The sequence below is a fragment of the Leptolyngbya iicbica LK genome (genome assembly GCF_004212215.1).
Taxonomy (GTDB): domain Bacteria; phylum Cyanobacteriota; class Cyanobacteriia; order Phormidesmidales; family Phormidesmidaceae; genus Halomicronema; species Halomicronema iicbica.
Map to the genome: position 1 here is coordinate 92,891 of NZ_QVFV01000011.1, position 11,285 is coordinate 104,175.

Genomic DNA, 11,285 nt, shown 5'->3' on the forward strand with positions numbered 1-11,285 from the left:
TTCCCTGATTTCTATCATCAGGGGGTTGGCATACAATCTGACCTAACGATACTTTAACTAGTTACATTTACTGACTATTTTTGATAAGTGCAATATAGCCAGCAATGAATCCAGATCATCTGCGTGAGAGCCTAGAGGCTCTGAAGATATCAGAGCGCCGACGGCAAGAAACCCAACGCTTGTCTGGGGTCGGTTTTTGGGAGCTAGACCACAAGCATGAAATGCTGTACTGGTCAGAAGAGATTTATGCCATTTATGGACTCGATCATGATGCTTTGAAGCCTGATTATGGGCTGTTTTTGAGTCTGATTTACGATGACGATCGCGCACTGGTGCATCAAACCTATCAGGACTCTGTGAAACTGCAAACAGAGTATTGTCTGCGATATCGGATCAAAGCCGCCGACTCCGTGAAATGGATCGAAGCGCGCGGCGTCACCCTGTACGACCAGCGGGGGCAGCCCGATCGCTCGATTGGCACCGCCCAGGATGTGACCGAAATCGTCACCGCCCAGCAACGCATCGAGCATTTGGCTTATCACGATGCGCTGACCAATCTGCCCAATCGCAAGTTTTTTGCCGATCGCTTACACGCAGCCGTGCAACTAGCCGATCGCGATCGCACCCACATCGCCGTGTTGTTTATTGATTTGGATGATTTTAAGCGCATCAACGATCGCCACGGCCATGATGTCGGAGACGAAGTGCTCGTCGGCGTCGCACAAAGATTGCAGGATTTAGCCGGCCCGCAGGATATTTTTGCGCGCATCGGCGGCGACGAGTTTGCCGGGGTCTTGAGCAATTTTGACAATTCGAACCTCGATGCAGCTGTCCAGGTAGTCAAACGCGCCCTCGAAGGCCCCTACAAAACCCGCATCAGCAGCTTTGATATCACCGCCAGCATTGGGGTCACACTCTATCCCCAAGATCGCGTCGACCCCGAAGTGCTGTTACGCCATTCCGACCAGGCCATGTACGAGGCCAAAGAAAACGGTAAATCGCAGATTTGTTTCTTTGATACGGAGCGGCATCAGATTCGGTCATCTCGCCGCGAACTACTGAATGCGATCGCCACCGCGATTAATCAAGACGAGTTGATGCTGTATTACCAGCCGCGCGTTAATCTGCGTGACGGCTCTCTCTTCGGGGCTGAGGCTTTACTGCGCTGGTTCAAAGATGGCCGGTTTTATTCCCCCAAAGAAATCACCACCGCCATTCGCGATACCGAGTGGGAATGGCAACTCGACAACTGGGTCATGGGCAAGGTGATCGCACACAGCAAAGGCTTGCGCCAGGCCGGCATTATCGGTCCCTTTGGCGTGAACCTTAATCCCAAAACCGTTGAAAATGAGCATTTTCCTCAGCAATTATCGACCTTGCTCACAGCGGCTGGGGTGGCAGGCAAAACCCTGGAAATTGAGGTGTTAGAGGTTTCGTCAATTAAAAATTTCGAGTTCACCCACGCCATCCTCAGTCAATGTCGAGCATTCGGCGTGAGTGTGGCGCTGGATGACTTTGGCACGGGCTACTCTTCGCTGACCCATTTTCATGCATTGCCCATCGATACGCTCAAAATCGATCAGCGCTTTATCAAACAGCTCAACTCTGATCCTAAAAGTCTGGCGCTGGTAAAAAGTATTTTGGCGATCGCGCAAACCAATAACCGTCGCGAAGTGGTGGCAGAAGGCATCGAATCTTATGCGATCGCCCACACACTCAAACAGCTCGGCTGTGCTTTTGGGCAGGGCTATGGCTTCGCCCGGCCAATGCCCGTAACCGAGTATGTGTCATGGGTGCAAAACTGGAACCCCAGCGAGTTTCAGGCCCGCTTGAATCGCCATCAGCAGTAAACGTATCGAGATATGCAAAGTCGTTTGATTACGGTCGCCCCGCCGAGGGTGGCTCGGAATCTGCCGATGAGTCGTCTAAAGCCGTCCAGTCAAAACTGACAGCGATCGCTTCTCCCATCCCCCATGCAAATGCGTTGAACCGACAGAATTGACCTGAAATGGCCGCCATAAGGCAGGAACGTACGGCTTTCCCCATGAATCAGGGAGATTTCAGCACTGTTAAACCAGCCAATTTCCCGAGACCATAAAAAGGAACATTGATGGGAAATCCAGAATATGGAAAATCTAGTGCAGTCTTTTTACAACTGGTATAAGCAAACCATTCGCCACCCCAAATATCGCTGGATTATTATCGGCGGCACGCTAATTTATTTGCTTTCGCCCATCGATATCGCACCTGATTTTATTCCCATCATCGGTTGGATTGATGACGCCGCCGTGGCTACACTGCTGGCCGCCGAATTAAGTCAAGTCTTTTTGAGCGCTACAACCAAGCGCAAAAAGTCGACTAAAAATCGTCCTTCCCCAACCCAAGACGCCAACTTTAGAACGATTGATATCGAGTCGTAAGCGGCACTTACGTTCAGTGGTGAAACTTGGCTGTTAAGCCAAGTTTCACCGTTGGCAATCGTGTTTAGTTTGACTGAATGATTTCAACGTAAGGGCTCACGCAGCGATCGTGCCCTTCTAAATAATGTGAAACGCAGAGCTAGGGGACGGGTCCCTGTCAGATTACTTGATTCACAAGCGGAATCAGTTTAGGGACCCGTCCCCTGAAAGTGTCATTTCAGAACTTGGCACCCATAACATGCTGGCAATATGCCGCCCTGGCAGATGACAATTGGAGTCCGCCACTGCCCTGAGCTCATGAACCTTTTTGATTAGCCGAGCGAAAGCGTCCCGCCTCAAAACTGCGCTGTTGGCGATGCTTGGTGCTGCGGCCAGTGACGCGCTTCCGCCACATGCGAAAACTGCTGGCCTTCATCTCTCGCCGCATGAGCTTAATGACCTCTTTCTCTTTCAGGCCAAATTGCAGCTCGATCGCATCAAATGGGGTGCGATCTTCCCACGCCATTTCAATAATGCGATCGCGATCGTCGCTACTCAAATCGGCAAATGGTTGACTCATTACAATGCGCTCTAAGGTTCCGACGCTTTTCAGAACAGGGGTGATTGATTTCCTTCATTCAGCTTGACAAAAAAAGAGCCAGATTTCAGCCCACTCTGTGTGCGCTCTGTCTACTAGTTTTCGCTAGGCTAAGGGCCTGATAGTCTTTTCTACTCCCCATGCTGCACGGCTTTATTCCTCCTCAGCGCTACTTTGCTTACCTCACCTGGCAAATGATTGCTGACCTGCCCGACAAAGAAAATGTGGTGATTGCTCAACCGATTGGCGCGATCGAGCAGCACGGGCCGCATTTGCCCCTGGCGGTAGATGCCGCGATCGCGACAGCGGTTTTAGGGAAAGCGCTTACGGCCCTGCCCGATACCATTCCGGCCTACGGGTTGCCGCCTTTGTACTACGGCAAATCGAATGAGCACTGGCACTTTCCGGGCACCATTACCCTCTCGGCGCAAACCCTGCGACAAGTGCTGATGGAATCAGCCGAAAGCCTTTATCGCGCTGGCTTTCGCAAATTGCTGTGGCTCAATGCCCACGGTGGTCAGCCGCAAGTGCTCGAGATGGCGGCCCGCGACCTGCACCAGCAATATCCCGATCTGCTGGTGTTTCCCCATTTTGTGTGGAATGTGCCGAATCCGGCGGCGGAAATGCTGACGGCAAAGGAGTTGGAACTGGGCATTCACGCCGGAGATGCCGAGACCAGTTTGATGATGGCGCTGTTGCCCGATCAAGTACGGAGCGATCGCGCCGTGTGCGAATATCCCCAGGGGTTGCCGACAGATGGCCTGCTCAGCATGGAAGGGGCGCTACCGTTTGCCTGGGTCACTCGCGACCTGACCCAGAGTGGGGTCTTGGGCGATGCCACTGCCGCCAGTCGGGCCAAGGGCGATCGCCTACTCGCCGCCCTGACCCAGGGATGGGTTGAGGTCATCACCGCCATTCATCAGTTTCGTCAACCCGCCGCGTGATTAAAATCTGGCAGGCAACCCCCATTCTGACCAAGTTGGTGAATGGGGGGATGAGTGACGGGTTGGATGCAAATACTGTGATGGCGAACGCTTGTCCCTACGCTTCAATGGTTTTCAAACCCTCGCTTTATCACTTTTCCATCACATCAGAGGCAAAGTCGCGAACAGTTTGCGAGTCGCGATCGCCAGTATGGTGAAGTCACTGATAGCTCTGTCGTGCCCATGACTTCACTATTGTTACGCCACGGTCGCTTAGTGACAGATCCGCAAACGGTGGTGGATATTGCCATCGAAAATGGCGTCATTGCCGCGATCTCGCCTGATCTTGACTTCGCGGCTGACCAAACCCTCGATATTGCGGGGCAACTCGTCAGTCCCCCATTTGTGGAATCCCACATTCACCTGGACTCGGCGTTGACGGCGGGGCAACCGCGCTGGAACCAAAGCGGCACCCTTTTTGAAGGCATTGAGATTTGGGGCGAGCGCAAACAGTCTCTCACGATAGAAGATGTACAGCAGCGGGCGATCGCCGCCCTCAAAATGCTCGCCAGCCAAGGGGTGCTGTTTGTGCGCAGCCATGCCGATGTGAGCGAACCGTCTCAAACGCCCCTCAAAGCGCTGCTCGCCGTCCGCGAAGCCGTTAAAGATTGGTTGACCTTGCAGGTGGTCGCCTTTCCCCAAGATGGCATTTACAGCCAGCCCGAAAATGCCAAACGGCTAGAAGATGCGATCAAAATGGGAGCCGATGCCGTGGGGGGCATTCCCCATTACGAACTCACGCGCGAAGATGGCGTCAAATCGGTGCACTATATATTTGACTTGGCCGAGCGGTACGATCGCCTGATTGACATTCACTGTGACGAAATTGATGATGACCAGTCCCGCTTTGTCGAAGTCGTCGCCGCCGAAGCCATTCGCCGCAATATGGGCGATCGCGTGACTGCCAGCCACACCACCGCCTTTGGGTCTTACAACAATGCCTATGCCTTCAAGCTCATGGGCTTTTTGAAACGGGCTCAAATCAATTTTGTGGCGAATCCGCTGATTAACCTGACCTTGCAGGGCCGCGCTGACACCTACCCCAAGCGACGGGGCCTGACGCGCGTCAAAGAGCTGTGGCAAAACGGCCTCAACCTCAGTCTGGGCCATGACTGCATTCAAGACCCCTGGTATAGTTTGGGCGCTGGCAATCCGCTCGAAGTCGCCTCCATGGCAGTACACGCTTGCCAGATGACCGGACGCGACGAGCTGATGGCCTGCTATGACATGATCACGCGCTTTGGGGCCAAAACCCTGCACGTGGCCGACCAATATGGCCTGGCCGTAGGACAACCCGCCAATCTGATTACGCTGGATGCCGAAGATGCGATCGCCGCCATTCGCGATCGGGCGACCGTCCGTCAGGTCATTTCCCGAGGGCAACTGCTCGTCAGTACCTCTAAACCTGAGGTCACCTGGCAGCAAGCCATTTAGTCCACCGCTGTGACCGGCGATCGCTGTTGCAACAATTGCAAAAAGGCAAAAACCCCAGGGGGATGCAGCGCCTCTGCCAGTACGATCGCGCCCACCTGACGTTCGAGGGGGACAGGTAACCGCGCAATGCTCACCCCAGGGGGAATCGGATGGGCCGACAGCGACGGCACGATCGCCGCCCCCAAGCCCTGCGCCACCATGCTGAGAATGGTGCTCGTCTCACGAAACTGATACCGCGGCTTGAGGGTAAACCCCGCTCGCTGAAAATGCGCCTGCACCGCCTCAAAGCAACTATTGTCTTCGGGATAAACAATCAGCGCCAGGGCCATGAGTTGTTCCCAGGTCAAGGTCGGATCAGGGGGCTCAGCGGTCGGCGGCAACAGTACCCAAAACGGATCGCTCATGAGTTCCCAACTCTCAAACTCCTCACTGGTCGGCAAAAACGAGATGCCAATATCCGCCTTGCCACAGCGAATCTGTTCCTCAACATAGCCAAAGTCGTAATGCTCGGTGATGGTAACCGCGATCGCCGGATGCTCTTTGTTGAACTGCGCCACCATCCGCGGCAATAAGTTGGCTGCCGCCCCACGAAACGTCGCAATCCTCACTTCACCGCCCTGCAAACCTTTGTGCAGGTTGGCCGTCTGTTGCATTTGCTCCAACAGATGCAAGACCTCTCGCGCCTGTTGCGTCACAGCGGTACCTGCTGGCGTCAGCTGAGCCCCGTGGCGACCTCGCGCCAGCAAAATCACCCCCAGCTCATCTTCTAACGTGGCGATCGCGTGACTGACTGTCGGTTGAGTCAGCCCCAACTCCAACGCCGCCTCACCAAAACTACCAAAATCAGCCACCGCTACTAGCGCCCGAATTTGGGAAAGCTTGGGACCATTTTGATGGGCTTTGCTCACAACACTCCCCCAAACAAACTGTTCAAATTATGCCTAAGTCCCGCCAAAACGTCTGAACGGATGTTGAGAACAGTAACCTTGGCCGACGGCGGCCAAATTTTCAATTTTTCCGATTATTAAAGGTTGACATCTAGCTGGCGAACGAAATTTGATCGCCAAAATTGCCCCCTCGTTAACCTTGGCAGTGCCCAGCAACCGTTCGAAAACCGATCTTTCAGCTCGATTGAATTTGATTATCTGAGGTGCCCCATTCAGCTAGACTTATCCTAACTAACCCGTCATGGTGAGAACAGCCTTTAGGAACTTCGTGCGCATTCTTGGCTGATGCGCCGCAACCGTCTTGATTAGTCAATCGCGCGACCCCAACATCTGTATAATTTGCGATCGCGATCCACTAAGCATAATTTTCACCCAGTCAACCCTTTTCCGTCGCTAGATTGACCCGCAGAACAGCGCTTGAGAACGCCTTCTAAATTCGCCAATTTGCCTGTGGGTAAAAGCCGATATCTGGCCTGCGATCGTCAGCCACCAGACAAAATTAGGATCCTCTCTTGCTTGACTATCCACCGCCCCAGCAAGCGCCACAACTTCCCATGACATCACAGTTACATGACCTTTCTGTTAAGTGGAATAACGACTTGCGGCATGTCGATTTCCGCCTCATCATCAATTCAGCTCAAAAAAACTGAGAATCAAACACATCATGTCTGGGCTCATATCATCAGCAAGCGTTATCGGTCACTGACTGCAGGCATTTGACAGTTAAATGAAACAAAGCATCAGCGTTCGAGTGGAAAGGTTAGCCCCGCTGAGCCAGAAAAACATGTCACGGCTAAGTCCACTTTAACTAGGCAGTGCTGATCACCGACAATAGTATTGACAATATTGAATCTACTCATCTAGGAAATGAGCATTTCTTAGCGGAGAAAAGGCGATTCAGTCATTATTCAGCCAATTCTTCTGCGAATAATCCTGCTTAAATCTTTCCTGAAGGCCCCAACTTCTAATACAATTTATGTGTTCATCATTCATCAGTGTGAATATAATACAAATAATTCGCCGGATGAATGGCCAATAGGCGATATGAAGCGTTTTTAGGTTCAGCAAGCTTAGTTTTCTGAAACTGACGATTAGTTCTCTACACGCGGTGTCAAAAACTAGCGGTAAGATGCATTCATCCCCTGTGGTAATCACTGTTACGGAGAGGTTCCCTCACTAATGGCAAGCACCAAAACAGATGCGCTGACGGGCAAGGCCCTACTGCAAAAAGTTAAAGATTTAGCCCATCTAACCAAGCGAGAAAAGGCTCGGGAGTGTGGTTACTACACCACGACAAAAGATGGCCAAATTCGAGTCGATGTGACTGGTTTCTATGATGCGCTGCTCGAAGCACGCGGCATTCAGCTAGATCCTGACAAAGGCAAAGATGGTCGTGGCCGTGAACCCACGTATCGTGTAAGCGTTCATAAAAATGGTCAGATTGTCATCGGCTCAACCTATACCGATGAAATGGGGTTAAAACCAGGGGATGAGTTTGAAATCAAGCTGGGCTATAAGCATATTCATTTGATTCAACTAGATGCTGGTGACGAAGCTGAATAATCGCTTAGCTGAGGATTAGTCTCCAAAAGTACTGTTCGTTATTTGAATAGCCCAAAAGGAGGGCGATTGCTCACTCAGCGATCGCCCTCCTTTTTTTGGCTATATGAAAGCCTGCCGATCTCACTGGCACTGCGAGTGGGTTAGTTAATGCGCGGCCGATCAGGTCAGCCATGGCCACAAGCAGTAAGTCATCATTGACGAGCCAGCCCATCCGCAGCCGTTAATGCGGAACAGCGAGTCATGGATAATATTTTTGAATTCCTTCAATCACCCATTTATCCCCGCATGACTAAATTCTCATGGAGTCCACATCGATCCCTGTCTATGACAGCAGATTTCTATTCTTAATTAGGTAACGACTTGAGTAACACTTAGTTGTCTGAAGTTGCAAAATATTTCGGTCTGACCGCAGAAATGCGATCGGCATCGCCTGACGGGTAATGTAAGACTATTCAGACTCATCCTTCCCAACACTCAATCTTGATTGGCTCGCTCTCTACTAGATTGGGCTTTTGATTCTATCCGCAAGTTCACAACAACCATACGAGTTGGCCGACTCAACAAAGATTGTATAAAGCTACGAAAAATTGATTTTGTTGATTGTGTCCTCTCCGCTTTGATCAAGTAACGGTCATTTGCCCCAGTGCTTGCCCCAGCGTAAAACTGCCTGATCTGTAGGGCCAGTAGTCAACTTTGGTAGCACGATGGGCACCTCTAGTCGTCCTTAGGAGTCACCATGGGCCTATCTAAAACCATTTGCCAAGGCCATCCCCTTTTGGCTACTAGCCGCGCGGCCATGCCACCTCTGTTGTCGCGGGTGTCTGCTTCATGCGGTGATTTAGCGCGGGAATATGGTTTTGAGCGTCACCGCCGAGTTTATGCTTGCCCGATCGATTTTCAAGACAATGCGTCGCCTCAACCTAGCTTTTTAGAAGCCCTATTGGGCGATGGTTAAACGACTACTGGGTGAAATGACGTCGGCGATCGCTCCTCAAGCCGAAATCATCAGTTTTCTCAAAACGCTACATACGTTTGAGATGGCGTTGACAATAGCGCCCCCACTGTAAATTTTTGTTTGTGCAGCAGCGGACTGATCGAAACTGATCGAATGAGATCAGCAAGCTTGGTCCAGGTCTAGAACTTTGTCTGGCTCACGGCGATCGCGGGCCAGAGATTGGTACCCAACCTCTGATGCATTGACCAATCGCCCATGTATTAAGGATTTTCCAAAGGGCGGATGAGTGCGCGATCGCATCCGCCGCTGGCAACCATGAATAGGTATTAGCGTTAATATGTTGGCAACTTCAACGCTAGCCAAAACTTTGCTCAAAAGAATTTTCTACAAAGTTTTGCTCAGACATTCAGGGTGTCCCCCCTCACGCAACGTAAAGGGAAATAAGCTAGATCAGCTTATGAAGATCATCAATGGGCAGATCACTGCTCTGGGTCTGCCGTCTTTAGGCTTATTGCACTGGTGCAATGCGGCGCTCTTGGGAGACCCAGTTGGTTTGCTGCTCACGCAGTCACAGTTTGTATTGCAAGCGAGTGCTGCACGGCATCCCCTCAATCTCTTTAGAGATTGGTGATGACCAAATGGACCGAATGATTTTCTGAACGTGTGGTTTGCAGTCGAGAGAGTTAGCCGTGCAGATGCCTGAAACTGGTTCCGCAGGAATCATCCCAGTTGAGACTGAGATTGTGGCAGTCACTGTTTACCCCGAGCAGGCGCGGGTGACTCGCCAAGGACAGCTCGAGGTCAAGACGCCGCAAGTCATCTTAGATATTGGGCCGCTACCAGCCACCCTGGCACCGCCGAGTATTCAAGCTTATGCCCGAGGAACGGCTCAGGTCATCATCCAAAAACCGACCCTGAAGCCCCTGTTTCGCAACGATGACTGGTTGGCCCAGGAATCCGAACTGAGCGATCGCTTTCACCAGGCCGAAACCCAGTTTCACCTTTGCAAAGACGCGATCGCTGGACTCCAGCAACAGCAGACATTTTTACAATCATTGGCCGACAAATCCGCCCGGACTTTAGCCCAGGGCCTGGCCCAACAAACGACTGACCTCGCCCACGTGACCGAGTTCACGCAATTCTTAGCCGCCAGCCATCAACGTTTGAGTAAAGCGATCGCGGAACAAGAGCGACGAAAACATGACCTTGACCACCAGTTGCAAACCACTCGTCAGGCATTGCAGCAGTTTCAAGCCAGCGGCAAAACCCCCAAATACCACATTCGCCTGCCGCTCATCGTGCAGCAGCCGGGCATCGTCGACCTCAGCATCGTCTACGATGTGACCGAGGCCAAATGGCAACCCGCCTATGATGTACGGCTCCAGGCCGATCAGCCCAGCTTGCAAATCGACTGCATCGCCGAAGTGCAGCAGCAGACGGGTGAGGATTGGTCAGCCGTAGCCTTGAAAGTCTCCACGGCAGTACCAGAAAAAACGCCCGAAATTCCCGATGCAAGCTTGCTCCGCCTCCCTTCCACATTGCACTCTAAGCCCACTGCATCTGGGACTTCGCAAAAGCGACTGTCTCGCAAGACGGCCAGCCCAATTTTGGATGACACCTACCGCATGCTCGGGGCCGTGCCCGGCAGCGAGATTCCGCCCCAAAAGGAGAGCGACCCGGTGGGCGACGCCAAGCTACAACCCGCAAACGCCATCATCTGTTTTGTTGCACCCGCGCCAGGCTGTGTGCTGAGTGACGGCGAAGTGCATCGAGTCCCGGTGGGTCAATTGCAACTCGAAAGCCGTCTCACCTATGTGGCGCTCCCCCAGCGCTGCAGTGCCGCCTATTTATGCGCAGCGTTGACCAATCCTGCTGATAAGTGGCCCTTGTTACCTGGCACGGCCTATTTATTCCGCGATGGGGGGTATGTCGGCGCAGAGACATTTGACTACGTGGCGCCCGGGGCATCCTTTGAACTCAGTTTGGGACTTGATGAGCGGGTACCGATTCAGCGGGAATTAGTCACTCAAAAATCAGAAACCGAAGCGACGGGACGTGATCTCAGAGCGTATCGTTTAGCTATCTCTAATCCGTTTGACCACGCCATTGATGTCACCGTGATCGAGCAAATTCCCATTAGTCGCTCTGATGAGGTCGTGGTGCACGTCACTCAGGCCCAACCCACCGTCGACCTAGACCCAGACCATCAATGTCGATGGCTAACGCAATTGGCAGCGCGATCGTCTCAGTACATCTTTTATGAGTACGAGGTCAAATATCCCCCCGAGGGGGCGCTTTCGAACCTCAATCTCTAAGAGGATGTTTGAGAATTCATCCGAGGTATCAAATTAGGCTAAGCGTCGCACCATAATCCGAATCATAGCGAGGTAGATGAATGCCTCACTG

9 protein-coding genes are annotated in these 11,285 nt (G+C 52.3%); 7 read left to right on the plus strand and 2 right to left on the minus strand.

What is annotated here, in order from left to right:
• Positions 1 to 104 precede the first annotated feature (104 nt).
• Together DYY88_RS22945 and DYY88_RS22950 are read left to right on the plus strand one after the other, a co-directional pair.
• The gene (locus DYY88_RS22945) at positions 105 to 1,850 is read left to right on the plus strand and encodes a putative bifunctional diguanylate cyclase/phosphodiesterase (protein ID WP_039728823.1); all 1,746 of its coding nucleotides are present in this window, start codon (positions 105 to 107) and stop codon (positions 1,848 to 1,850) included.
• A gap of 276 nt (positions 1,851 to 2,126) precedes the next feature.
• Complete coding sequence (locus DYY88_RS22950) at positions 2,127 to 2,420, plus strand: YkvA family protein (protein ID WP_039728824.1); 294 nt, start codon at positions 2,127 to 2,129, stop codon at positions 2,418 to 2,420.
• Between the two features lie 295 nt (positions 2,421 to 2,715).
• On the opposite strand, the gene DYY88_RS22955 is transcribed toward DYY88_RS22950, so the two are convergent.
• Entirely contained in the window at positions 2,716 to 2,979 is a 264-nt protein-coding gene (locus tag DYY88_RS22955; protein WP_039728825.1) for a TIGR03643 family protein, read from the minus strand.
• Between the two features lie 158 nt (positions 2,980 to 3,137).
• Here DYY88_RS22955 and DYY88_RS22960 point away from each other — a divergent pair, with 158 nt between their 5' ends.
• The gene (locus DYY88_RS22960) at positions 3,138 to 3,941 is read left to right on the plus strand and encodes a creatininase family protein (protein WP_063776205.1); all 804 of its coding nucleotides are present in this window, start codon (positions 3,138 to 3,140) and stop codon (positions 3,939 to 3,941) included.
• 222 nt (positions 3,942 to 4,163) lie between these two features.
• Positions 4,164 to 5,414, plus strand: a complete 1,251-nt coding sequence (codA, locus tag DYY88_RS22965) for a cytosine deaminase (RefSeq protein ID WP_039728826.1) — start codon at positions 4,164 to 4,166, stop codon at positions 5,412 to 5,414.
• Here the strand turns inward: codA and DYY88_RS22970 are convergent.
• Positions 5,411 to 6,322: a LysR family transcriptional regulator gene (locus DYY88_RS22970; RefSeq protein ID WP_039728827.1), complete on the minus strand. Its 912-nt coding sequence runs from the start codon at positions 6,320 to 6,322 to the stop codon at positions 5,411 to 5,413. The two genes, codA and DYY88_RS22970, sit on opposite strands and share 4 nt — an antisense overlap.
• A gap of 1,218 nt (positions 6,323 to 7,540) precedes the next feature.
• Here DYY88_RS22970 and DYY88_RS22975 point away from each other — a divergent pair.
• From DYY88_RS22975 to DYY88_RS22985, 3 genes are all read left to right on the plus strand, one after another.
• Positions 7,541 to 7,924, plus strand: coding sequence for an AbrB family transcriptional regulator (locus DYY88_RS22975; RefSeq protein WP_039728843.1), 384 nt, complete (start codon positions 7,541 to 7,543; stop codon positions 7,922 to 7,924).
• A 736-nt stretch (positions 7,925 to 8,660) separates the two neighbouring features.
• A complete protein-coding gene (locus tag DYY88_RS22980) occupies positions 8,661 to 8,879 on the plus strand; it encodes a hypothetical protein (protein ID WP_130199572.1) in 219 nt (72 codons plus the stop codon).
• A gap of 743 nt (positions 8,880 to 9,622) precedes the next feature.
• Positions 9,623 to 11,194 (plus strand): mucoidy inhibitor MuiA family protein, encoded by a 1,572-nt coding sequence (locus DYY88_RS22985; protein WP_160299605.1) that lies wholly within the window; start codon positions 9,623 to 9,625, stop codon positions 11,192 to 11,194.
• Positions 11,195 to 11,285: the final 91 nt, after the last annotated feature.

Excerpts from the sequence above, each read along its gene's own strand:
- DYY88_RS22945 (WP_039728823.1), top strand. The coding sequence starts at position 105 with ATGAATCCAGATCATCTGCGTGAGAGCCTAGAGGCTCTGAAGATATCA.
- DYY88_RS22950 (WP_039728824.1), top strand. The coding sequence starts at position 2,127 with ATGGAAAATCTAGTGCAGTCTTTTTACAACTGGTATAAGCAAACCATT.
- DYY88_RS22955 (WP_039728825.1), bottom strand. The coding sequence starts at position 2,979 with ATGAGTCAACCATTTGCCGATTTGAGTAGCGACGATCGCGATCGCATT.
- DYY88_RS22960 (WP_063776205.1), top strand. The coding sequence starts at position 3,138 with ATGCTGCACGGCTTTATTCCTCCTCAGCGCTACTTTGCTTACCTCACC.
- codA (WP_039728826.1), top strand. The coding sequence starts at position 4,164 with ATGACTTCACTATTGTTACGCCACGGTCGCTTAGTGACAGATCCGCAA.
- DYY88_RS22975 (WP_039728843.1), top strand. The coding sequence starts at position 7,541 with ATGGCAAGCACCAAAACAGATGCGCTGACGGGCAAGGCCCTACTGCAA.
- DYY88_RS22980 (WP_130199572.1), top strand. The coding sequence starts at position 8,661 with ATGGGCCTATCTAAAACCATTTGCCAAGGCCATCCCCTTTTGGCTACT.